22 protein-coding genes are annotated in these 22,794 nt (G+C 75.2%); 5 read left to right on the plus strand and 17 right to left on the minus strand.

What is annotated here, in order from left to right; genetic code table 11:
- Window positions 1-7: 7 nt before the first annotated feature.
- Genes ACRYM6_RS14545 through sigE form a run of 4 tightly spaced genes read right to left on the minus strand, consistent with a single transcriptional unit; the run spans window position 8 to window position 3,053 of the window.
- On the minus strand, window positions 8-391 hold the full coding sequence (locus ACRYM6_RS14545) for a twin-arginine translocase TatA/TatE family subunit (protein ID WP_432543601.1): 384 nt from the start codon (window positions 389-391) through the stop codon (window positions 8-10).
- Window positions 392-400: 9 nt separating this feature from the next.
- Complete coding sequence (locus ACRYM6_RS14550) at window positions 401-1,777, minus strand: S1C family serine protease (protein ID WP_432543602.1); 1,377 nt, start codon at window positions 1,775-1,777, stop codon at window positions 401-403.
- The gene (locus tag ACRYM6_RS14555) at window positions 1,774-2,352 is read right to left on the minus strand and encodes an anti-sigma factor family protein (protein ID WP_432543603.1); all 579 of its coding nucleotides are present in this window, start codon (window positions 2,350-2,352) and stop codon (window positions 1,774-1,776) included. Before ACRYM6_RS14555 ends, ACRYM6_RS14550 begins: the two co-directional genes overlap by 4 nt.
- A complete protein-coding gene (gene sigE, locus ACRYM6_RS14560; protein WP_432543604.1) occupies window positions 2,349-3,053 on the minus strand; it encodes an RNA polymerase sigma factor SigE in 705 nt (234 codons plus the stop codon). Before sigE ends, ACRYM6_RS14555 begins: the two co-directional genes overlap by 4 nt.
- Window positions 3,054-3,288: 235 nt before the next feature.
- Between sigE and ACRYM6_RS14565 the strand changes: the two genes are divergently transcribed.
- Window positions 3,289-3,945 (plus strand): O-methyltransferase, encoded by a 657-nt coding sequence (locus tag ACRYM6_RS14565; RefSeq protein ID WP_432543605.1) that lies wholly within the window; start codon window positions 3,289-3,291, stop codon window positions 3,943-3,945.
- A 35-nt stretch (window positions 3,946-3,980) separates the two neighbouring features.
- Here the strand turns inward: ACRYM6_RS14565 and ACRYM6_RS14570 are convergent, their stop codons facing one another.
- The 7 genes from ACRYM6_RS14570 to dapE form a co-directional block, all read right to left on the minus strand.
- On the minus strand, window positions 3,981-5,543 hold the full coding sequence (locus tag ACRYM6_RS14570) for a leucyl aminopeptidase family protein (protein WP_432543606.1): 1,563 nt from the start codon (window positions 5,541-5,543) through the stop codon (window positions 3,981-3,983).
- Window positions 5,544-5,625: 82 nt separating this feature from the next.
- A complete protein-coding gene (locus ACRYM6_RS14575) occupies window positions 5,626-5,793 on the minus strand; it encodes a DUF3117 domain-containing protein (protein ID WP_106210338.1) in 168 nt (55 codons plus the stop codon).
- Between the two features lie 158 nt (window positions 5,794-5,951).
- Window positions 5,952-7,214 carry a hypothetical protein gene (locus tag ACRYM6_RS14580; protein ID WP_432543607.1) on the minus strand — a complete coding sequence of 421 codons (1,263 nt, stop codon included), beginning with the start codon at window positions 7,212-7,214 and terminating at the stop codon, window positions 5,952-5,954.
- Window positions 7,211-7,729, minus strand: coding sequence for an SRPBCC family protein (locus tag ACRYM6_RS14585; protein WP_432543608.1), 519 nt, complete (start codon window positions 7,727-7,729; stop codon window positions 7,211-7,213). The genes ACRYM6_RS14580 and ACRYM6_RS14585 overlap by 4 nt, the downstream gene beginning before the upstream one ends.
- On the minus strand, window positions 7,708-7,989 hold the full coding sequence (locus tag ACRYM6_RS14590; RefSeq protein WP_432543609.1) for a DivIVA domain-containing protein: 282 nt from the start codon (window positions 7,987-7,989) through the stop codon (window positions 7,708-7,710). Before ACRYM6_RS14590 ends, ACRYM6_RS14585 begins: the two co-directional genes overlap by 22 nt.
- Window positions 7,986-8,633 carry an LOG family protein gene (locus ACRYM6_RS14595; protein WP_432543610.1) on the minus strand — a complete coding sequence of 216 codons (648 nt, stop codon included), beginning with the start codon at window positions 8,631-8,633 and terminating at the stop codon, window positions 7,986-7,988. The genes ACRYM6_RS14590 and ACRYM6_RS14595 overlap by 4 nt, the downstream gene beginning before the upstream one ends.
- Window positions 8,630-9,754: a succinyl-diaminopimelate desuccinylase gene (dapE, locus tag ACRYM6_RS14600; RefSeq protein WP_432543611.1), complete on the minus strand. Its 1,125-nt coding sequence runs from the start codon at window positions 9,752-9,754 to the stop codon at window positions 8,630-8,632. Before dapE ends, ACRYM6_RS14595 begins: the two co-directional genes overlap by 4 nt.
- A 69-nt stretch (window positions 9,755-9,823) precedes the next feature.
- Here dapE and dapD point away from each other — a divergent pair, with 69 nt between their 5' ends.
- Complete coding sequence (gene dapD / locus ACRYM6_RS14605; RefSeq protein WP_432543612.1) at window positions 9,824-10,822, plus strand: 2,3,4,5-tetrahydropyridine-2,6-dicarboxylate N-succinyltransferase; 999 nt, start codon at window positions 9,824-9,826, stop codon at window positions 10,820-10,822.
- A 1-nt stretch (window position 10,823) separates the two neighbouring features.
- A complete protein-coding gene (locus ACRYM6_RS14610) occupies window positions 10,824-11,768 on the plus strand; it encodes a hypothetical protein (protein ID WP_432543613.1) in 945 nt (314 codons plus the stop codon).
- A gap of 3 nt (window positions 11,769-11,771) precedes the next feature.
- On the opposite strand, the gene ACRYM6_RS14615 is transcribed toward ACRYM6_RS14610, so the two are convergent.
- The 3 genes from ACRYM6_RS14615 to fdxA all read right to left on the minus strand — a co-directional run bounded on the left by ACRYM6_RS14615 (window position 11,772) and on the right by fdxA (window position 14,620).
- Window positions 11,772-13,058, minus strand: coding sequence for a citrate synthase (locus tag ACRYM6_RS14615; RefSeq protein ID WP_432543614.1), 1,287 nt, complete (start codon window positions 13,056-13,058; stop codon window positions 11,772-11,774).
- A gap of 63 nt (window positions 13,059-13,121) precedes the next feature.
- A complete protein-coding gene (dapC, locus tag ACRYM6_RS14620; RefSeq protein ID WP_432543615.1) occupies window positions 13,122-14,294 on the minus strand; it encodes a succinyldiaminopimelate transaminase in 1,173 nt (390 codons plus the stop codon).
- Window positions 14,294-14,620, minus strand: coding sequence for a ferredoxin (fdxA, locus tag ACRYM6_RS14625; protein ID WP_432543616.1), 327 nt, complete (start codon window positions 14,618-14,620; stop codon window positions 14,294-14,296). The genes dapC and fdxA overlap by 1 nt, the downstream gene beginning before the upstream one ends.
- A gap of 103 nt (window positions 14,621-14,723) precedes the next feature.
- Between fdxA and ACRYM6_RS14630 the strand changes: the two genes are divergently transcribed.
- The gene (locus ACRYM6_RS14630; RefSeq protein ID WP_432543617.1) at window positions 14,724-15,740 is read left to right on the plus strand and encodes a GNAT family N-acetyltransferase; all 1,017 of its coding nucleotides are present in this window, start codon (window positions 14,724-14,726) and stop codon (window positions 15,738-15,740) included.
- 64 nt (window positions 15,741-15,804) lie between these two features.
- Here ACRYM6_RS14630 and ACRYM6_RS14635 read toward each other — a convergent pair whose 3' ends face one another.
- From ACRYM6_RS14635 to typA, 3 genes are all read right to left on the minus strand, one after another.
- Window positions 15,805-17,751 (minus strand): AAA family ATPase, encoded by a 1,947-nt coding sequence (locus tag ACRYM6_RS14635; protein WP_432543618.1) that lies wholly within the window; start codon window positions 17,749-17,751, stop codon window positions 15,805-15,807.
- A gap of 147 nt (window positions 17,752-17,898) precedes the next feature.
- Window positions 17,899-18,954, minus strand: a complete 1,056-nt coding sequence (gene mshB, locus ACRYM6_RS14640) for an N-acetyl-1-D-myo-inositol-2-amino-2-deoxy-alpha-D-glucopyranoside deacetylase (protein WP_432543619.1) — start codon at window positions 18,952-18,954, stop codon at window positions 17,899-17,901.
- 97 nt (window positions 18,955-19,051) lie between these two features.
- Window positions 19,052-20,944 carry a translational GTPase TypA gene (gene typA, locus ACRYM6_RS14645; RefSeq protein WP_432543620.1) on the minus strand — a complete coding sequence of 631 codons (1,893 nt, stop codon included), beginning with the start codon at window positions 20,942-20,944 and terminating at the stop codon, window positions 19,052-19,054.
- A 238-nt stretch (window positions 20,945-21,182) separates the two neighbouring features.
- Here typA and ACRYM6_RS14650 point away from each other — a divergent pair, with 238 nt between their 5' ends.
- Window positions 21,183-22,778, plus strand: coding sequence for a BCCT family transporter (locus ACRYM6_RS14650; protein ID WP_432543621.1), 1,596 nt, complete (start codon window positions 21,183-21,185; stop codon window positions 22,776-22,778).
- Window positions 22,779-22,794: the final 16 nt, after the last annotated feature.

Genomic DNA, 22,794 nt, shown 5'->3' on the forward strand with positions numbered 1-22,794 from the left:
CCTCAGCTCAGGTCGCGTCCTCGTCGTAGGGCACCGGGGAGGGCTTCGCCGCCGGCGCCGAGGCGCCCTTCGACAGGTCCAGCCCACCGGTGGAGCGCTTCGCCGGCGTCGACCGCGGCGCGGGCTCGTCGTCGTCCCACGCCTCGGTCAGGGCGTCGCGCACGATGCGGCGCGGGTCGTACTGCCGCGGGTCGAGCTTCTGCCAGTCGATGTCGTCGAACTCCGGGCCCAGCTCCTCGCGCATCTGCGCCTGAGCGCCCTTGGCGAAGCGCCGCGCGGACTTGACCAGACCTGCCAGTTGCTCGGCGTAGTGCGGGAGGCGCTCGGGACCGAGCACCACCAGCGCCACGACGAGGAGGACGATCAGTTCGCCCCCGTTGATGCCGAACACGCTGCGATCCTAACCGTCGGCTTCGAGCGTGACGGGGACCTCCACCGTCTGGTCCCCCCGCCGGACCGACAACGTCACCGTTTCGCCGGGTTCGCGGGCCCGGATGTCGACGATCAGCTCCACCGGTTCGGTCACCGGGCGCCCGTCGATCGCGAGCACCACGTCCCCCGGGCGCAGACCGGCGCGGTCGCCCGGTCCACCCGCCTCGACGGCACCGGGCTGGTCGACGATCTGCACGCCCTGCCCCGTGTAGGAGTTGTCCAGGGAGACCCGGATGACCGGGTGGACGGCCCGGCCGGTGCGGATCAGCTGCTCGGCGGTGCGGCGGGCCTGCTCGGACGGGATGGAGAACCCCAGCCCGATGCTGCCGGTCCCGCTCTGCCCGGCCCCCGGCAGGGCCGCGATGGCCGAGTTGATGCCGATGACCTGCCCCGCCGCGTTGAGCAGCGGCCCGCCGGAGTTGCCCGGGTTGATCGCGGCGTCGGTCTGGATGGCCTGGATGTAGGAGGCGTCGTCGGACTCCCCGGCCGTCACCGGGCGGTTCAGGGCCGAGACGATCCCCTCGGTGACGGTGCCCTGCAGCCCCAGCGGAGCCCCCACGGCCACGACGGGGTCGCCCACCACGACGGAGGCGGAGTCGCCGAACGGCAGGGCGGCGAGGTCGGTGCGCTGGACCCGCACGACGGCCAGGTCGTAGGAGGCGTCGGCCCCGACCACCTCGGCCTGCGCCTGCTGGCCGTCCTGGAAGACCACGACGACGCCGTCGGCCGAGGCCCCGGCCACGACGTGGTTGTTGGTGAGGATGAAGGTGCCGTCGTCGCTGGGGGCGTCGAGCACGAAGCCCGACCCGGTCCCCGCCCCCTGGGCCCCGACCACCTGCAGGGCGACCACGCTGGGCAGCGCCGTCGCGGCGATCCCGGCGACCGACCCCTGCGGGCGCTCGGTGCTGCCGGCCGACGGGCTCGGCAGCGCCACCGACGGGTACGTGCCGTCCCGGTCGGACAGCTCGTCCTGCAGCAGCCCCCCGGCGAAGCCCCCGACGACGCCGAGCAGCAGCACCAGCGACCCCGCCCCGATCCAGCGGGCGGGCGAGCCCTTGCCCCGGCGGGGAGCCGGGCCGTGGGGGTCCGGTGGCGCGACCGGCCCGGGGCCGGGACCGACCGCGTAGGGGTCGACCGGCGCGTGCGGGGGGTAGGCGTCGTGACCCGCCGGCGGCGGGGCCCCCTGCGGCCCGGGCTGCCACCACGGGTTGGTCGAGCGGGGGTCCTGCGGGCCGCCGGCCCACGGGTCCCGGGGCGCGGGCCCGTCGGCGGGGTCGGCCCAGCCGCCGGGCCGGTCCGGCTCGCGCCCGGACCGGTCGCCGCCGGGGTGGCCGGGGGTGCTCACGGGGCCGCGGTGGGGGTGGCGCCGACGGCCGGGTCCGCGGCGGGCGGGGTGACCGTGGCCACCGGCGCGCCGGAGGACGCCGACGGGGTCGCCCGCAGCTCCGCCACGGGCGCCTGCACGTCACCACCGCCGGGCAGGCCGCCGAGCACGAGGACGCCGACGATGCCGGCGCCCAGCAGCGAGAAGGTGCCCGCGAGCGCGACGGCCACCGGGCGGCGGCGCGCGCGGCGCACCGCGCGGCCGGCCGGGCCCCGGGTGCCGCGCCGGCGCACCGGGTCGGTCCGCGACGGCGGGGCGACGCCCACGACCGGCCGCGCGGGGTTGGCGATCGGGGCGTCGCGCGGGCGCAGCGGGCCGCTGGGCCCGCCGATCTCCAGCAGGCGGGTCACGAGGTCCTCGGACAGCTCCGGGACGCCCAGGGAACGCAGGCGGGCCCGGACCAGCCGCTCGGCTTCGACGGCGTCGGCGCACTCGGGGCAGGCGCGGACGTGCTCACCGGCGCGGGCCTCGGCGTCGGCCGCGAGCCGCCCGTCGACCAGCGGGGACACGCGGGCGCCGAGGTGCGGACCGCTCACCGCTTCTCCTCGCCGAGGGCGAGCTGGGCGGTGCCGGTACCGGGCCGCGGCGCGCGGTGGGCCAGCGCGGCGCGCAGCTGGGCGCGGCCGCGGTGGATGCGCGAGCGCACGGTGCCGAGCTTGACGCCCAGCGTCGCGGCGATCTCCTCGTACGACAGCCCCTCGATGTCGCACAGCACCACGACGGCGCGGAAGTCCGGCGGCAGGGCGTCCAGGGCCCGCTGCACGTCGTCGTCGAGGTTGCGGTGCTCGTAGGCGCGCTCGGGCCCGACGTCGGTGCTGGGGAGCTTCTCGTTCGCGTCGTCGGCGAGCGCGTCGAACCGGATGCGCTGCTTGCGGCGGACCTGGTCGAGGAAGAGGTTGGTGGTGATGCGGTGCAGCCAGCCCTCGAAGGTGCCGGGCTGGTAGTTGGACAGGGACCGGAAGACGCGGACGAAGACCTCCTGGGTGAGGTCCTCGGCGTCGTGGCGGTTGCCCGTGAGGCGGTAGGCGAGGCGGTACACCCGGGTGGAGTGGTCGCGCACGACCTCCTCCCACGTGGGCGGCACCCACGCCGAGGCCGCGACCGCGGGCGACAGCGTCGCGGGGTCGACGGCGGGTACGGCGGACCGACCGGCGGTGTCGCCGGTGTCGTCGCTCACGGTGTTCCTCCTGGAACGGGCGGGGAAGGGGGCCGCGAACGGCACCGCCAGTGCTCCCATGGTCTCCCACTCCCAACGTCTGGGCCAGTCACCACCGCCAGGTCCACCCCGTCGGCGTCGGGGGGTCCAACGGAGGTCTGACCTGCGGGGTTCCCCGGTCCTCCCGAGGGGCGTCGACACGCGGCCCCCGCACGCCTCGGTCACGGTCCGCGCACAGCGAGGGCACCCACGCCTTGACGCAGCGCAGCCGTTCGGCGACGAGGGGTGAGATCGGGGTGTGCACTAGATTGCGCACGTGCCGACGTCTCCGTCTCGCCCGTCCAGCAAGCAGCCCGCCAGCTGGGCCTACACCGAGCAGTTCGTCCCCGAGGACGACGTGCTCCAGCGAGCCCGGGCCCGCGCCGCCGAGCTCGACGTCGAGCCGGTCAGCACCGGCGTGGCCGCCGCCCTCACCGTGCTCGCCGCCGCCGCCGGCGCCCGGACGGTCGTGGAGGTCGGCACCGGGACCGGCGTGTCCCTGCTCAGCCTGCTGCGCGGCATGGCCGACGACGGGGTCGTCACGACCATCGACCCCGACGGGGAGGCCCAGCGCGCCGCCCGCGAGGCCGTCGCCGACGACGGCATCCGCACCAACCGGGCCCGGTTCATCAACGGGCGGGCCCTGGAGGTGCTGCCCCGGCTGACCGACGGCGCCTACGACCTCGTCCTGCTCGACGGCGACGAGCGCGAGTACGGCGCCTACCTGGAGCAGGCGCACCGGCTGCTGCGGGCCGGAGGGCTGCTCGTCGTGGACGACGCCCTGTTCAAGGGGCGCGTGGTGGACCCGGCCGTGCGGGACGCCTCGACCGCGGCGCTGCGCGAGGTGTCCCGCGTCGTGCTCGAGGACGGCAACTGGTTCCCCGCGATGCTGCCCACCGGCGACGGGCTGCTCCTGGCCGTCAAGCACGGCTGAGCCGCCGACGGCGCCGGCGGGTCGGCCCCGCGGGGTCAGCCCCGCGCCACCGACGACTCCAGCCACTCCAGCAGCAGCCGGGCCCCGAAGCCCGTCGCCCCGCGGGTGACCTCGTGCTCGGGACCGTCGGCCCGGCCGGTCCCGGCGATGTCCAGGTGGGCCCAGCGCCGGCCGCCGGTGAAGGGCCGCAGGAACAGCGCCGCCACGATCGAGCCGGCCCCGTGCCCCGGGGTCGTCGTCACCTGGCGGGCGTCGGCCACGTCGGACGCGATGGCGTCGGCGTAGTCCTCGACCAGCGGCATGTGCCACACCCGTTCGCCCGTGACCCCCGCCGCCGCGACCAGCTCCTCCACCAGGGACGCCTCGGTCGCGTACAGGGCGGCGTGCCGCTTGCCCAGCCCGAGCGTCGCCGCCCCCGTGAGGGTCGCCACGTCGACGAGGACGTCGGGGCGCAGGACGGCGTCGGCGTAGGCCAGGGCGTCGCCCAGCACCAGCCGGCCCTCGGCGTCGGTGTTGTTGACCTCCGTCGTGCGGCCGCCGTAGTGGGTCACGACGTCGCCGGGCCGGTAGGAGGAGGCGCCGAAGGAGTTCTCGGCCAGCGCCAGCAGCCCGGTCACCCGCACCGGCAGCTCCAGGCGCGCCGCGGCGGCGACGACGGCCAGCACGGCCGCCGACCCGGCCATGTCGGTCTTCATCGCCACCATCGACTCGCGCGGCTTGATGCCCAGCCCGCCGGTGTCGTACGTGATGCCCTTGCCGACCAGGACGACGTGCGGCGCGCCCGGCGCGGCCCGCGGGGTCCAGCCCACCTGCACCAGCGCGGGCGGGGACGCGGACCCGGCGCCGACGGCCAGCAGGCCGCCGAAGCCCTCCCGGCGCAGCCGCGCCTCGTCGCGCACGTCCACCTCCAGCCGCAGCCCCTGCGCGACCTGCCGGGCCTGCTCGGCCACCCACCGCGGGTCCTTGAGGTTCGACGGCGTGGCCGCCAGGTCCCGCGCCAGGACGGTCGCGCCGGCGCTGACCTCGGCGTGCCGGACGTCGGCGGGGTCCACCGCCCCGAACAGCACCAGCCGGCGGGCGGCCGGCTCCGAGGCCGCGCGGCGGCCGCTGACCGGGGGGGCGTACGAGGCGAGCAGGAACCCCTCGACGAGGGCGCGGGTGCCGGCCGGGCCGACCCCGTCGGCCAGCGTCGTCGCCACGTCGCCGGTCGAGGCGGCCCGCGCCAGCGCCGCACCGCTGCGGCGCAGCGCGGCCGGGGAGGAGTCGCCGACCGCGACCACCAGCAGCTTGCGGGGGCTGCCGTCCGGAGCGGGGACGGGCAGGCGGGTCACCGCGGCACCGGCCCCGGTGACCTGCTCGGCCGCGCAGACCGCGGCCAGGTCGATGCCGTAGCGGACGGCGGCGTCGGCGGCCCCCGGTCGCGGCTGCAGCGGCGCGTCCGCGCCCTCGCCCGCCGCGACCGGCACCGCCAGGACGTCCAGCCCGGACAGGTCCGCGCCCACGAGGTCGCCGCGGCGCACCTCGACGGCGGGCGGCACCCAGCGGCGCAGGTCGGGGGCGGCGGAGGTGACCGGGGAGCCGGTGGTGGAGGTGCTCACGGGGTGTCCTGTCGTCGAGGTGACGGGTGGTGCGAACGGGTCGGGGCGGGCACCGTCGCGGTGCCCGCCCCGTCCTGGTCCCTCAGCCCACGACCGAGGTGATGGCCTCTCCGAGCGCCTTGGCCTCGTCGGGAGTCATCTCCACCACGAGCCGGCCCCCGCCTTCCAGCGGCATCCGAAGGACGATGCCGCGCCCTTCCTTGGTGACCTCCAGCGGACCGTCCCCGGTCCTCGGCTTCATGGCCGCCATCGGCGTGCTCCCTCTCGTCGTCTCTCGTGCGCAGCGGACCCGGCGACCGGTTGCCTGCGCACCCGGTCAGGTCGGCGTGTCGGGGTACATCATCCCCCACCGGACCCCCCTGCTCGGCGCAGGGGCTCGCCGACGATCACGCGCGCAGCGCGCGCCGGTCACGGCGGCCAGTCCGCGGGCGGGGAGAACCGCCACAGCCAGGCCACCCACACCACTTGCAGGGCAAGCGAACAGACGACCCACCCGGTCAGCGGTGCCGGTCCCCGGCGACCGGTCGCGACGAGCGCACCGAGGGGGAAGAGGAAGATCAGGTAGCGGAACAGGCTGGTGAACGGGTCCAGCACCAGCAGCAGGTACCCCACGTACGCCAGGCACCACGCCCGCAGCTCCGGGCCCAGCACGCGGGTGCGCGCCGACAGCAGCCACCAGGCGTAGGCGGCGACGGCCGCCACCAGCAGCAGCGGGCCGGGCGGGCCCAGGACGTACTGCGAGATCCCCCACCAGGGCTCCAGCGGGACCACCTCACCGCCGGCCCGCCAGGCCCCCATCGTCGCCGTGTAGGCGTCGCGGCGCCCCGTCATCGACCAGGTGATCAGCGGCCACAGCAGGCCCGCGGCCCCGGAGGCGGCCAGCAGGCCCAGGCAGCGCAGCGCCTCCCGGCCGCCCAGCACCGCCCCGGCCCGGCGCCCGGCCCGCGCGCGCAGGGCCAGGTGCACGACCACGACCACCGACAGCGGCACCGCCACCGGCCGGGTCAGCCCCAGCAGCAGGGCGACGAGCGCCGCCGGGCCGTACCGGCCGCGCTGCAGGCACAGCAGGAAGGCCACCAGCAGGGCCAGCGCCGGGCCCTCGGTGTACGGCACCTGGAACACCGGGGAGGGCGGGGTGAGGCAGAACAGGACGGCCGCGCTCCACGCCCCGCGCCGGGCCACCGCCGGCGGCACCCGCTCGCTCAGCGCGCGGTGCAGCAGGGCGTGCACCCCCACCGCGGCGGCCGCACCGCCGGCCAGGGCGACGAGCGCACCGGCCGCCTCGAAGGACATCCCGGTGACCATGAGGAGCCGGGCCAGCAGCGGGGCCAGCGGGTAGAACGCCAGCGCCGACTGCTGCGGGTCCCCCGCCGGCCCCAGCGGCACCGACGAGGGGTACCCCTCGGTGGCGATCCGCCGGTACCAGGTGGCGTCCCACAGCCCCAGCACGTCGCCGTAGCCGGGGTCGTCCGGCGTCCACTGGCTGGCGACCTGGAAGCGGGCGACCTCGGCCAGCACGAACGCCGAGAACAGCCGGGCGAGGGCGTAGACGGCGAGCACCCGCGCGGCGGCGGGCGCGCGCGACCACCACCGGTGCGCCGAGGCCGTCGCCGACCGGACCGACCGCGCCAGCGGTGAGGGCGCGCGCGGTCCGGTGACCGGTGCGCTCACGACGGTCCGCGCAGGTCGTCCGCCGCGGCGCGCAGCACCGCCTCGAAGGCCGTCCGGCCCACCAGGCCCGGCAGCGGGCCGCCCAGGGCCGCCAGCCGGGCCAGCCACCGCGGGCGCACGACGATCCGCTCGGTCCACTCCACCCGGACCAGCCCCGGCCCGGCGGGGGCCACGACGATCTCCACGTCACCGCCGAGCACGTCCCCCGTCTTCACGACGCCCACGCGCCCGGCGACCCCGGAGGCGGGGTCCGGCACGACGCGGGAGACGACCTCCATCGAGTCGACCAGGACGAACGGACCCAGCGTCGTGGTCGCCGTGAACCGCTCCCCCACCGCGGCGACGGGCCCGCCGTCGGGGCGCGCCACGACGGTCGCCGGGACCCAGGCCGTCTGCCGCGGCCAGTCGGTGAGGACGTCGAAGACGTGCCGCACCCGGCCCGGGACCAGGGCGGTGGCGGTGAAGTCCACGGTCCCGCGCGGGCCCACGGCGCTCAGTCCTCGGCGGTGCGCCACGCCGCCAGCTCCTCGTCGCGTTCGCGGATCTCCTCGCGCAGCCGGTCCAGGACGGCGTCCACCTCGTCCATCCGGTAGCCCCGCAGGCCCAGGGAGAAGCGGACCGCGTCGACGTCGGCCGCCACCACGGGCCCCTCGGGCAGCCCGCGGAACGGGCGGGTGGAGGTGGCCGGGCCCAGGGCGCCGCTGACGCGGCCGGTGACGACGGCGACGACGGCGCCGACGGTCAGCAGCACGAGGACCAGCAGGACGAGCGTCACGACGTCCCCCCCTCCCGCAGCGCCCCGGCGCCGTCCCCGGTGTCGGTGGGGAACTCCACGAACGTCCCGACGATCTCCGAGCTCGGCAGCCGCACCCGCTCCCGGGGCGCCCGCTCCAGGTGGTCCAGCGCCTCCTCGGGGTCGTCGGTCCAGCGGATGCAGTCGAAGACCAGGGGGCGGGCGAAGCCCCGGGCCACCAGCCCCTCCAGCCAGTCCTTCAGCCCCGCGTAGTGACCGTCGCAGTCCAGCACCGCGAGGGGCTTGGTGTGCAGGCCGATGGTGCGGGCCACCCAGATCTCGAACAGCTCCTCCAGCGTCCCGAGCCCGCCGGGCAGCACGACGAACGCGTCGGCCCGGGCGTCCATCTCGGCCTTGCGCTGGCGCATGTCCTGGGTGACGACGAGCTCGCCGAGCCCGGCCGGCGGCAGCTCGAGCTCCATCAGCGCCTGGGGCATGACGCCCGTGGTGCGCGCCCCCGCGGCGCGGGCCGCGGCCTCGGCGGCACCCATGACCGACGTCCCGCCCCCGCCGTAGACGAGGTCGTGGCCGCGTTCGCCGATCAGCCGCCCGACCCGGGCGGCGAGCTCGACGTGCGCCGGGTCGATCCCGCCGGATGCGCTGCCGTACAAGCAGATCGTGCTCACGAGTCCCCTCCCAGCAGCCAGCCGGAGAGGACGTCGAGGCACTGCTCGAGCTCCGCGGTCCGGCAGCGTTCGTCGTCGGCGTGGGCCGTGGCGTTGTCGCCGGGCCCGTAGTTCACGGCGGGCACGCCCAGCGCGGAGAACCGGGCCACGTCCGTCCAGCCGTACTTCGGCAGCGGGGTCGTGCCCGTGCGGGCGACGAAGTCGGCCGCCGCGGGCAGGTGCAGCCCGGGCCGGGCGCCGTCGGCGGCGTCGGTGACCCGCACGTCGAACCCGTCGAAGACCTCCCGCACGTGCGCCTCGGCGGCGGCGGCGTCGATCGAGGGCGCGAACCGGTAGTTGACGGTGACGACGCACCGGTCGGGGATGACGTTCGTGGCGATGCCGCCGGAGACCAGCACGGCGTTGAGGGCCTCGCGGAACACCAGCCCCTCGACGTCGACCTCGCGCGGCTCGTACGCGGCGAGCCGGGCCAGGACGGGCGCGGCGTCGTGGATGGCGTTGCGCCCGCGCCACGGCCGGGCCGAGTGGGCGGCCTTGCCGGTCGTGGTGACCTCGGCCCGCAGGGTGCCGTTGCAGCCGCCCTCCACGACGGCCGAGGACGGTTCGAGCAGCACCGCGAAGTCGGCCGCCAGCAGGTGCGGGGCGTTGCGCGCCAGCCGGCCCAGGCCGTTGCGGGCCGCCTCGACCTCCTCGTGGTCGTAGAACACGAACGTCACGTCGCGCCGGTTGGCCTCCCCCGCGGCCGCGACGCGCCGGGCCAGCGCCAGCTGCACCCCCACGCCGCCCTTCATGTCGCACGTCCCGCGGCCCACGAGGACGTCGCCGTCGACGGGGTGCTGCTCGCGGCGCACCGGCAGGTTCGGCGGGTCGGTCAGCGGGACGGTGTCCAGGTGCCCGGCCAGCAGGACGCGCTCGGCGCGGCCCAGCGCCGTGCGGGCCACCACGGCGTCCCCGTCGCGGGTCACCTCGAAGACCCCGGGGGCGCGCAGCGCGGCCTCGACGGCGTCGGCCAGCGCGGTCTCGTCACCGCTGACGGAGGGGGTGTCGCACACCCGCCGCGTCAGCTCGACGACGTCGATCGAGGGGTCGGTCAGGTCGAGCGGGTGGGGCGCTGCGGTCACGGGCTCACCCTAGCCACGGCCCGCGACGGGACGTCGGACCCGCGGGGCGGCGCTTGTAGGGTCGGGTCCGTGAGCGCGCAGAGCACCGACGACCAGACCCCCGCGACGTCCGGGACGACGACGGGCCGGCGGGCCTGGGGGCACGGGCTGGCGACCTACGCCGAGGACGGGACCGTGCTCGACGTGTGGTTCCCCTTCCCCGCGCTGGGGGGCGCCCCCACGACCAGCTCCTACGGCGTGCCCGCCGAGCTGGCCTCGCTGGAGACCGACGACATCCACCGCCGCACCAGGCAGCGGGTCCTGACCGTCGACGTCGACCTCGACGCAGCCCCGGCCGACACCGCCGACGCCTACCTGCGCCTGCACCTGCTCTCGCACCGGCTCATCGCCCCGCACGGGGCGAACCTCGACGGGATCTTCGGGGTCCTGGCCAACGTCGTGTGGACCAACCACGGCCCGTGCGCCGTCACCGACTTCGAGCGGACCCGGCTGGCGCTGCGGGCCAACGTCGGCCCGGTGACCGTCCTCGGCATCGACAAGTTCCCCCGGATGACCGACTACGTCACGCCCACCGGGGTCCGCATCGCCGACGCCGACCGGGTCCGCCTGGGCGCGCACCTGGCCGAGGGCACGACCGTCATGCACGAGGGCTTCGTGAACTTCAACGCCGGCACCGTGGGCGTGTCGATGGTGGAGGGCCGCATCTCGGCCGGGGTGGTCGTGGGCGACGGTTCCGACGTCGGCGGCGGCGCCTCGATCATGGGGACGCTGTCCGGCGGCGGCAAGCAGGTCGTCCGCATCGGCGAGCGCACGCTGCTGGGCGCGAACTCGGGCACCGGCATCAGCCTGGGCGACGACTGCGTCGTGGAGGCCGGCACGTACGTCACCGCCGGCACGAAGGTGACGCTGCTGGCCGAGGACGGCACGGTCCGCGAGATCGTCGCGGCGCGCGCGCTGTCGGGCTCGGACGGGCTGCTGTTCCGCCGCAACTCCCTGACCGGCCAGGTCGAGGCGCTGCCCCGCAAGGGCGTCAAGGTCGAGCTGAACGCCGCGCTGCACGCCAACTGAGGTGCCGACCCGCGACGCCCGTCCCGCCCGCCCCGCCCGTCCCCGCCGCCCGTCGGCGGGGACGCGCCGCACCCGCCGGCTGCGCCTGGCGACGACGCTCCTGGTGACCGGGGTGGTCGTCGCGGGCACGGCGGTGTGGATCACCCGCGACCCCGACGCCCCCGTCGTCGTCGAGCGCTGCACCGCCACGGTCGACGGCGAGTCGACGTCGATGAGCCCGGAGCAGGCGGCCAACGCCGCCACCGTCGTGGGCCTGTCGGTGCGCCGCGGCCTGCCCGCGCGGGCGGCCACGATCGGGATCGCGACGATCGTGCAGGAGTCGGGGATGCGCAACCTCGACCACGGCGACCGCGACTCCCTGGGCCTGTTCCAGCAGCGGCCCTCGCAGGGCTGGGGGACCCCGGAGCAGCTGCAGGACCCGGTGTTCGCCACGAACGCCTTCTACGACGCGCTCGTGGAGGTCGAGGGGTACCGGGACATGCCGGTCACCGACGCCGCGCAGCGCGTGCAGCGCAGCGGGTTCCCGCTGGCGTACGGCGACCACGAGGACGAGGGGCGGCTCATCGCCTCGGCGCTGACCGGCTACTCCCCCGGCGGGTTCACCTGCCACCTGCGCGACGCCCCGCGCTCGCAGGTCTCCGGCGACGACGTGCAGCTGTCCCCCGAGGCGCAGCGGGTCGCGGACGCGGCCACGACGCAGGTGACGACGGCGACCCCGCGGGTCGTGGAGGGCACCCGCGGCCGGGCGCTGGAGTTCGAGCTGGACGGGGACGCGCGGCTGGCGTGGGCGGTCGCGGGCTGGGCCGTGGCGAGCGCCGCGGCGTACGACGTCACCGAGGTCAGCGTCGAGGGGTCGCGCTGGACGCGCAGCGCGTCCGGGCGCGGGTGGACCGACGCCGCCACCGGGTTGCCCCGGGGCGGCGTCCAGATCCGGCTGGGGGTCTGAGCCTCAGCGGCCCTGCAGGTCGACGTAGTCGCGGGCGCCCTCGCCGACGTACACCTGGCGGGGGCGGCCGATCTTCGTGGCCGGGTCGTTGATCATCTCGCGCCACTGGGCGATCCAGCCGGGCAGGCGGCCCAGGGCGAACAGCACCGTGAACATCTTCGTCGGGAAACCCATGGCCTTGTAGATCAGGCCCGTGTAGAAGTCGACGTTCGGGTACAGCTTGCGCTCGATGAAGTAGTCGTCGTTGAGGGCGATCTCCTCCAGGCGCAGCGCGATGTCGAGCAGCTCGTCGCGCTTGCCGAGCTGGGACAGGACCTGGTCGGCGGTCTTCTTCACGATGGCCGCGCGGGGGTCGTAGTTCTTGTACACCCGGTGGCCGAAGCCCATCAGGCGCACGCCCTTCTCCTTGTTCTTGACCTTCGTCATGAACGTGTCGACGTCGTCGTCGGAGTTCCGGATGGTCTCGAGCATGTCGAGGACGGCGGAGTTCGCGCCGCCGTGCAGCGGCCCGGACAGCGCGTGGATGCCGGCCGAGACGGAGGCGAAGAGGTTCGCCTGGCCCGAGCCGACGAGCCGGACGGTGGAGGTGGAGCAGTTCTGCTCGTGGTCGGCGTGCAGGATGAGCAGCTGGTCCAGGGCGCGGACCAGGACCGGGTCGAGCTCGTAGTCCTCGGCGGGGTTGCCGAAGGCGAGGCGGGTGAAGTTCTCCACCAGGCCCAGCCGGTTGTCCGGGTACAGCAGCGGCTGGCCCAGGGACTTGCGGTGCGCGTACGCGGCGATGGTCGGCAGCTTGGCCATCAGCCGGATGGTGGACAGCTCCACCTGCTCGGCGTCGAAGGGGTTCAGCGAGTTCGGGTAGAACGTCGACAGCGCGCTGACGGCGCTGGACAGCACGGGCATCGGGTGCGCGTCGCGCGGGAAGCCGTCGAAGAACCGCTTGAGGTCCTCGTGCAGCAGCGTGTGCCGCTTGATCCGGTCGGTGAAGTCGGCCAGCTCGGTCTCCGAGGGCAGGTGCCCGTGGATGAGCAGGAAGCTCGTCTCGACGAAGGTGGACTTCTCGGCGAGCTGCTCGATGGGGTACCCGCGGTAGCGCAGGATCCCGGCCTCACCGTCGATGTACGTGATCGCCGACGTGCAGGACGCCGTGTTGGTGAACCCGGAGTCGAGGGTCACCAGCCCGGTCTCCTTCAGGAGGCTGCCGATGCCGAAGCCGGCGGCACCCTCGGCGGCGGGGGTCACGGGGAGGTCGAGCTCGCCACCTGCGTGCTTCAGCGTCACGGAGTCAGCCATGTCGCGACCGTACCCGCCCCCGCCGACGCACCCCAACACCGGTCCCGCCGCCCCGCCGTCGAGTCAGGCGAGACCGCTCAGCCGCCCGGGCACCTCGCCGATCCGCTCGTCGGTGGAGGTCAGCGCCACCCGGACGTGCCGCGCGCCGGCCGGCCCGTAGAAGTCCCCGGGGGCGACCAGGACGCCCCGCTCGGCCAGCAGGTCCACCGTGGTGCGGCAGTCCTCGTCGCGGGTGCTCCACAGGTACAGCCCCGCCTCGGAGGCGTCGATGCGGAAACCGGCGCCCTGCAACGCTTCTCGCAGGACGCGGCGGCGGCCGCGGTACAGCTCGCGCTGAGCGGCGACGTGCTCGTCGTCGGACAGCGCGGCGCGCAGGGCGACCTGCACGGGCCACGGCACGATCATCCCGGCGTGCTTGCGCAGCTCCAGCAGCTCGCGGACCAGGGCCACGTCCCCGGCGAGGAAGGCCGCGCGGTACCCCGCGAGGTTCGACTGCTTCGACGTCGAGTACGCCACGAGCAGCCCGGTGTGATCGTCACCACACACGCGGGGGTCGAGCACCGAGGTGACCAGCCCACCGGTGGTGGTGTCGTGCGCGGGCAGCCAGCCCAGCTCGGCGTAGCACTCGTCGGAGGCCACGACGACGTCGTGGGCGCGGGCCCAGGCGACCAGCGCCGCCAGCTCCTCCACCGTGCGCACCGCGCCGGTCGGGTTCGACGGCGAGTTCAGCCACAGCAGCCGGACGCGGGCCCCGGCCTCCCACGCCGCGTCCAGCTCGGCGACGGTGTCCGCCGCCAGCGGCGTCGCGCGGGCCAGCCGGGCCCCGACGTCGTAGGTGGGGTAGGCCACCGCGGGGTGGGCCACGACGTCGCCCTCCCCCAGCCCGAGCTGGAAGGGCAGCCACGCGACGAGCTCCTTGGAGCCGACCGTGGGCAGCACGCCGTCGGGGTCCAGGTGCGGCACCCCGCGCCGGCGGGCGAACCAGGCGGCGACGGCCTCGCGCAGCGGCGCGGTGCCGTGCGTCTGCGGGTAGCCCGGGGCGTTCGCCGCGGCCCGCAGGGCGTCGGCGACGACCTGCGGGGTCGCGTCGACGGGCGTGCCGACCGACAGGTCGACGATCCCGCCCGGGTGGGCGGCCGCCCGGGCCTTGGCGGCCGCCAGGGAGTCCCACGGGAAGTCCGGCAGCGCCGCGCCGACCCGGCGACGTGCGTGCTGCGGCCGGGTCGGCGCGGTCATCAGTGGCCCTCGCCCTGGGGCGGCAGCCCCTGGACGACCTCGGCGTCGGCTTCGATGCGCCCCATCTTGGCGGCGCCACCGGGCGAGCCGATGGTGTCGAAGAAGACGACGTTGGCCGCGGTGAAGGCCGACCACTGCTCGGGGACGTCGTCCTCGTAGTAGATGGCCTCCACGGGGCACACGGGTTCGCAGGCACCGCAGTCGACGCACTCGTCGGGGTGGATGTACAGCGATCGCTTGCCCTCGTAGATGCAGTCGACCGGGCACTCCTCGATGCAGGCCTTGTCCTTGACGTCCACGCAGGGCTGCGCGATGACGTAGGTCACGGGATGTCCTCCTCCTCCGGCGGACGGGCGGCCGGGCGTCCCGCCTAGTATCGCCGACGGCCCGCGGGCCCCGCACACGCGCACCACCGCTGGAGGACCACACGTGGCCGACGTCACCCCCACCCACCCCGTGCGGGACCTGCCCGTGGGCGCCCGCGTCGTCGTGCGGCACCGCCTGCCGGACGGCTCGGCCACCGACGCCCTCGGCGACCTGGTGGCCGCCGACGCGACGACCCTGCGGATCGCGACGCGCCGCGGGGAGGTGAGCGTGGCCCGCGCCGACGTGCTGGCCGCCAAGCCGGTGCCCCCGCCGCCGGCGCGCCGGGGCGCCCCGCACACCGCGATCGGCACCGAGGACCTCCAGCGGGTGATGGCCGAGCACTGGCGGCCGCTGGAGCGCCTGGACCTGGGCGGCTGGCGGCTGCGCGCCGCCGGCGGCTTCACCGGCCGGGCCAACTCGGCGCTGGCCCTCGGCGACCCGGGGCGCCCGCTGCCGGAGGCGATCGCCGCGGTCGAGGCGTTCTACGCCGCGAGGGGGCTGCCGCCGCTGGTCGCCGTCGCGCACCCGGCCGGCGGGCTGGGCGAGGGCACCGAGCCCGCCGACGCGCTCGCCGCCCGCGGCTGGACGGTCCGGACGCCGACGCTCGTGCTGACCGCCGCCACCGACGACCTGCCCGGCCGGGCCGAGGCCCCGCTGCCGGCCGGCCTGCGCGTCGAGACCGCCGCCGTTCCCGACGAGGCGTGGCTGGCGCAGTACCACTACCAGGGGGCGCCGACCGTGCCGGAGGCCGGGCGGCGGATCCTCGTCTCGGCCGACGAGCAGGTCTTCGTCCGGGTCGTCGAGGGCGCGACGACGGTCGCCGTCGCCCGCGGGTCGCTGTCCCCGGGGTGGGCCGGGGTCACGGCCGTGGAGACCGCCCCCACCCACCGGCGGCGCGGGCTGGGCCGCCGGGTGCTGGCCGAGGTGGCGGACTGGGCGCGGGCCCGCGGCGCGGGCGCCACCTACCTGCAGGTCCAGGGGGACAACGCGCCCGCGCGGGCGCTGTACGAGGGCGCCGGGTTCGCGGTGCACCACGCCTACCACTACCGGGTGGCCCCCGGGGGACCCGGGCGGCGGTAGGCCGCACCGGGGGTCCTGCGCCGCGGTCGTGGCTCCCCTCCTGACGCCACGACCGCGGCGAGCTTCACGGCCTGCGGGTCGCGGGGGCGCCCTCGCGCAGGTCGACGACCCGCGGCGGCTGCTGCGCGCCGTCGCGGGCGGCCTCGAGCACGTCGGTGATCTCGTGCCCGATGAGCTCGTGCCGCTCCAGCAGCGCGTCGCGCAGCGCGGCGACGAGGTGGCGGTGGCGGCCGAGGAGCTCGCGGACGGACTCCTTCTGCTCGCTCAGCAGGTTCTCCACCAGGCGGCGGCCCTCGGCGTCGCCCAGGACCCGGCTGACGAGGTTGCCGTCGGTGAAGGCCCCCTGCTGCACGGCGGCGAAGGAGACGAGCGTGCCGGCCATCCCGGCCGAGCCGACCATCTGCGCCGCGACCGACGTCGCGGACTGCAGGTCGCCGGCGGGGCCGGTGGACACGTCGCCGAAGAACAGCTCCTCGGCCACCTGCCCGCCGAACGCGATCTTGATCATGCCGGCCAGCTCGGTGCGGGAGCGGGTGTAGACGTCCTCGGCGTCGCCGTGGGCCAGCAGGCCCAGGGCGCTGGCGCGCTTGACGATCGTGAGGATCTCCAGCCGGCGCTGCGGGGCCACGAGCCAGGCGACGACGGCGTGCCCGGCCTCGTGGGTGGCGATGAGCCGCGCCTCGTGGTCGGTGTAGGCCACGGGCTGGCCCAGGCCGACCTCGGTCACGAGGCGGGCGTGCTCGACGTCGGCCCAGCTCATGCCGTCGGCGTCGCGGCGGACGGCGTTGACGAGGGCCTCGTCGAGCAGGTTCTCGATCATCACCGGCGAGTAGCCGTTGGTGATGCCGGCCAGGGCGTCGCGGCGCTCGGGGTCGTCGAGGGCCGGTTCGTGGGCCTTGCGGGCCAGGAAGTGGTCCACGAGGTCGCGGCGGCCGTGCTTGTCGGGCAGCCCGAAGCTCATCCGGCGGTCGAAGCGGCCCGGGCGCAGCAGCGCCGGGTCGAGGGCGTCGGCGCGGTTCGTGGCGGCGATGACGAGGACCTCGACGGGTTCGGTCACCGGGCGCCGCAGCTGCCGGTGCTGCGGCAGGAACCGGTTGGCGAGGTCGACGAACCAGCCGTGGACGCGTTCGCCGCCGGTGGGCTCGTCGAAGGACTGCATCTGCACGAGCAGCTCGTTGACGACGCCGCTGGCGCCCTCGCTGGAGGCGAGCCGCTCGACCTGCAGCGCGGACGAGGCCGTGGTGGGCAGGGTCATCGGCAGGTTCGTCAGACCCCCGCAGCCGACGACCTGGCCGCCGGGAGCGGCCGTCATCGAGCTCATCCCGCCGCGGGCCCCGGCGATCGCGTCGATCTCCTCGATGAAGCCGATGGCCCCGCCCTCGCGGCGGGCGGCCTTGCGCAGCGCCCGGAAGTAGGAGCGCAGCCGGCGGGCCGTGGCGCCGTACCACATGGACTGGAAGCTGGTCGCGGAGACGAACAGGAAGGGCACCCCGGCCTCGCGGGCCATCGCCTTGGCCATGTGCGTCTTGCCGGTGCCGGGCGGGCCCTCGAAGAGCAGGCCGCGGCGCGGGCGGCCGCCCATGCGGGAGCGGAAGGTGCGGGCGGCCAGGAACAGGTCGAGGCTGCGCTCGACGTCCTCCTTGACCGGGTCCAGGCCCTTGACGTCGTCGAGGGAGACGTCGACCTGCTCGGGGCGGAACAGGACGTGCGGGGAGCGGCCGGAGACCAGGCTCTGCCCGAGCAGCAGGGCGATCATCACGGCGAAGAAGATCCCGACCATGACGTAGATCGGGTCGACGGCGGGCAGCGACGGCACGAGGGAGCCGCCGAGGGCGAGCCGGACGTCGACGGCGAGCACGACGGCGAGCACGACCAGCAGCAGGGTCCGGGTGCGGCGGCGGCGGTTGCGCTCGCGCAGGCGCCCGACGTCGGCGCTGTCCCGGCCGGTGCGGGCGCCGGTGCGGGCGTCCGCGCCCGGCCGGCTCTGGGGGGCGCGCTGGGGGTGGGCCACGGCCGCTCCTTCCGGGTCGCGCCCGGCGGGTTCCGGACGTGGACCCAGCCAACCCCGCCCCGTCACGCACGGCCACCTACGGTGACGCGTTCGGACGATCGCGTTCACCCGCCCGGCGCAACGCGGCGTGCCGGGGTGACCACGCCCTCAGCCGGCGGGGGCCACGCCCGCGAACAGGTCGGTCTCGCGGCCGTCGTCGTCGCGCGGGCCGGCGAGGACGCCGTGGACGAGGCGGAACCGCTCGACCGGCCAGACCGGCTGCGGCACGCCGTTGGACAACCGCAGGACGGGGACCTCGGCGTCGAGGTCCAGGGTGACCTGGGTGGCGTGCGCGCGCAGCGCGGCGATCTTGGCGGGCAGCTGGCCGGTGCCGTCGACGGCCGTGGTGACCTGCTCGTCGGGCACCACGACGCTCGGCAGCGGTCCCTCGGGGTCCGGGGCGCCGGCAGCCCCCGAGGCGGCGATCGCCCGCAGGGCCGCGCGCACGGCCGACTCCGGCTCGACGATCTCGTAGACCTTCGCGACCTGCCACGGGACGGTGCCGTCGTGGTGGTCGCCGGCGGCCAGCACCAGCGCCCGCAGCGTCGCCTCGTGCGCCCGCACGTGGTCGGGGTGGCCGTAGCCGCCGCCGGGCTCGTAGGTGACGACCACCTGCGGCCGGACCTCGCGCACCACCGCGGCGACCTGCGCGGCCACCTCCTCGGGGTCGGCGGCGGCCAGCGCCCGCGGGTCCACGTCGTCGCCGACGGCCGCCCGCCCCGGCTCCAGCCACACCATCCCCGAGTCCCGGTAGGCGGTGCCGTCCGGCCGCGCCAGGAACCGGTGGTCCTCGACCCCCAGGGCCTCCATCGCCGTCGCCAGCTCCTGCACGCGGTGCGCGGCCAGCGCGTCGGGGTCCAGGTGCGCCAGCTCGGCCGGGATGACCTCCCCCAGCTCCCCGCGGGTCAGGGTCAGCAGCACCACGGTGGCGCCGGCCTCGGCGTAGCGGGCCATCGTCGCGCCGGTGCCGATGGTCTCGTCGTCGGGGTGGGCGTGCACGAACAGCACGCGCCGCGGCTGGTCCAGGTGGTCCATGGCCGCGACCGCCTGCGGGTCCAGCTCCCCCAGGGCGTCCTCCACGGCGTCGGCCGCGACCTCCAGCGGGTCGCGCCCCGCCACGGCCGCCGCGGGGTCGTCGGGCTGGGGAGGGGGCTGCGTCGTCATCCCCCCATCCAAGCCCCCCACGACGACGGGAGCACCCCCACCCCGCGGGGCGGGGGTGCTCCCCGGGTCGTGCACCGGGACGGGCCCGGCGGGTGGATCAGCCCTTCTTGGCCTTCGAGGCCGCGCGGGCGCGCTGGGTCTGGTCCAGCTCCACCTTGCGGATGCGGACGGCCTCGGGGGTCACCTCGACGCACTCGTCCTCGCGGCAGAACTCCAGGGCCTGCTCCAGCGACAGCTTGCGCGCCGGGACCAGGCGCTCCAGCTCGTCGCCGGTGGAGGAGCGCATGTTGGTGAGCTTCTTCTCCTTGGTGATGTTGACGTCCATGTCGTCGGCGCGGGAGTTCTCCCCGACGATCATGCCCTCGTACACCTCGGTGGTCGGCTCGATGAACAGCGAACCGCGCTCCTGGATGTTGGCGATCGCGAACCCGGTGGCGACACCGGAGCGGTCGGCCACGAGCGAGCCGGAGGCGCGGGTGCGGATCTCCCCGGCCCAGTGGTCGTACTGGTTGAAGATCGCGTGCGCGATGCCGGTGCCGCGGGTCTCGGTGAGGAACTCGGTGCGGAAGCCGATGAGCCCGCGCGAGGGGACGTAGAACTCCATGCGCACCCAGCCGGTGCCGTGGTTGGTCATCGTCTCCATGCGGCCCTTGCGGGCGGCGAGCAGCTGGGTGATCGCGCCCAGGTACTCCTCGGGGGAGTCGATGGTCAGGCTCTCGAAGGGCTCCAGGAGCTTGCCGTTCTCGTCCTTGCGCGTGACGACCTGCGGCTTGCCGACGGTCAGCTCGTAGCCCTCGCGGCGCATCTGCTCGACGAGGATGGCCAGCGCCAGCTCACCGCGGCCCTGCACCTCCCAGGCGTCGGGGCGGTCGGTCGGGAGCACGCGCAGGGAGACGTTGCCGACGAGCTCGGACTCCAGGCGGTCCTTGACCAGGCGGGCGGTGACCTTCGAGCCCTTGACGCGGCCGGCCATCGGGGAGGTGTTGGTCCCGATGACCATCGAGATCGCGGGCTCGTCGACCGTGATGAGCGGCAGCGGGCGCGGGTCCTCGGGGTCGGCGAGGGTCTCGCCGATGGTGATGTCCTCGATGCCGGCGACCGCGACGATGTCGCCGGGGCCGGCCTTCTCGCCGGGCACGCGGGTGACGGCCTCGGTGACCAGCAGCTCGGTGATCTTGACGCGCTGGATGGTGCCGTCGTGCTTGCACCAGGCGACCTGCTGGCCCTTGACCAGCTCGCCGGAGAAGACGCGCAGCAGCGCCAGGCGGCCCAGGAACGGGGAGGCGTCGAGGTTGGTGACGTGCGCCTGCAGCGGGGTCTCGGGGTCGTAGGTCGGCGCCGGGATCGTGTCCAGGATCGTCTGGAACAGCGGGACGAGGTCCTCGGAGTCCGGCAGGCCGCCGTCGGCGGGCTGGGTCAGGGACGCCCGGCCGTTCTTGGCCGAGGCGTAGACGACCGGCACCTCGAGCAGCTTGTCGGCGTCGATGCCCTCGACGTCGGCGGCGAGGTCCAGCAGCAGGTCGTAGGTCTCCTCCACGACGGCGGCGATGCGCGCGTCGGGCCGGTCGACCTTGTTGACGAGGATGACCACGGGCATGCCGGCCGCGAGCGCCTTGCGCAGCACGAAGCGGGTCTGCGGCAGCGGGCCCTCGGAGGCGTCGACGAGCAGGACGACGCCGTCGACCATGGACAGGCCGCGCTCGACCTCGCCGCCGAAGTCGGCGTGGCCGGGGGTGTCGATGATGTTGATGGTCATGCCGCCCTCGGGAGCACCGGGGCCGGAGTACCGGACCGAGGTGTTCTTCGCGAGGATGGTGATCCCCTTCTCGCGCTCGAGGTCACCGGAGTCCATGACGCGCTCGTTGACGTCGGCGTTGGCGCGGAAGGCGCCGGACTGCCAGAGCATCGCGTCGACGAGGGTGGTCTTGCCGTGGTCGACGTGGGCGACGATCGCGACGTTGCGCAGGTCGGCGCGGGTGCTCAAGGGCATCAGGTTTCTCGATCCGCTCTTCGAAGACTCGACGTGTCCGGGCCAGCGCGCGCACGGGGGACGGGGCCGGGCCAGGAGGGTTGACGCCACAGTCTATCCGCGCTCGCGCCCGGCCTGTCGGGCCGACGGTGCTTGAGGACCGTAATACCTCCCTGACCTGCGGCGACGCCGCCGCGGTGGCCCGATCTGACCAGTCTCGGTTGGCCTGGACTAGTCACTTCGTGCCACCCTCGGCGCCATGTCCGCACCGCCTGAGCCCCGACACGACACCGGTTCGACACCTCTCGAAGGGCCCGCTCAGGGCCACACCTCCTTCCCCGTCGACAAGGTCGTCTTCGGTGTCAGCGCCGTTGCGGTCGCGGTCTTCCTGGCCCTGGCCCTCGCCTTCCCGGACGGGTTCTCGACCGTCTCGACCGGCGTGCTGGGCTGGCTGACCGGCAACTTCGGCTGGGCGTTCGTGCTCGCCGCGACCGGCTTCGTCGGCTTCGCCGCCTGGCTGATGCTGTCCCGGCACGGCCGGATCCGCCTCGGCCACGACGACGACCGCCCCGAGTTCTCGACGTTCTCCTGGTTCGCGATGATGTTCTCCGCCGGGATGGGCATCGGGTTGCTCTTCTACGGCGTCAGCGAGCCGATCTCGCACTACCTCACCCCGCCCGAGGCCGGCATCGCGCCCGGTTCGGACGAGGCGGAGCGCTCGGCCATGACGTACGTGATGTTCCACTGGGGTCTGCACCCGTGGGCGATCTACGCGATCGTCGGGCTGGCCCTGGCCTACGCCTGGTACCGCAAGGGCCGCACCGGCGGCTTCTCGGCGCCCTTCGTCCCGCTGCTGGGCGGCCGCAAGGGCCCGGCCAAGGTGATCGACGTCCTGGCCATCTTCGCCACGCTCTTCGGCACGGCCACCTCGCTCGGCCTGGGCGCCGCGCAGATCAACGGCGGCCTCGACCAGGTGTTCGGCGTGGAGATCGGCCGCGACGCGCAGGTCGTGATCGTCGCCGTGCTCACCGTCTGCTTCGTCCTGTCGGCCTTCTCCGGCATCGAGCGCGGCATCAAGTGGCTGTCGAACACCAACATGCTGCTCTCGCTGGCTCTGCTGTTCTTCCTGTTCGTCGTGGGCCCGACCGTGTTCATCCTGAACCTGGCCCCCGCGACGGCGGGGAACTACCTGTCCTCGCTGCCCCGCATCTCCCTGCGCACCGGCGCCTACGGCGGCCAGGAGTGGCTGAGCGGGTGGACGATCTTCTACTGGGCCTGGTGGATGTCCTGGGCGCCCTTCGTGGGGACGTTCCTGGCGCGCATCTCGCGCGGGCGCACCGTGCGGGAGTTCGTCCTCGGCGTGGTGGCCGCCCCCACCGTCATCGCCCTGGTCTGGTTCTCCGTCCTGGGCGGCACCGCCCTGACCACCGAGCGCGCCGGCACCGACCTGAGCGCGCTGGCGCAGGAGAGCCAGTTCTTCACCATGCTGGACACCCTGCCGCTCTCGTCCATCAGCTCGGTGCTGGTGATGCTGGCGATCGTCATCTACTTCGTGACCAGCGCCGACTCGGCCTCGATCGTGATGGCCTCGCTGAGCTCCCACGGCTCCGACGACCCCAACCGCTGGGTCACGGTGGCCTGGGCGCTGCTGACCGGGGCGACCGCCGGGATCCTGCTCTGGGTCGGCGGGTCGGACGGGAACGGCATCCAGGCGCTGAAGAACGTCGCGATCATCGTGGCGTTCCCCTTCATGATCGTCATGGTGGCGCTGTGCGTGGCGCTCGTGAAGGACCTCCGCTCGGAGGTGGCGCAGCGCCGGTCCCGGCCCACCCCCGAGGGCGCTGAGCGGGGCTGAGCAGCACCGCGGGCCA

Source organism: Kineococcus rugosus, assembly GCF_050871975.1.
GTDB lineage: Bacteria > Actinomycetota > Actinomycetes > Actinomycetales > Kineococcaceae > Kineococcus.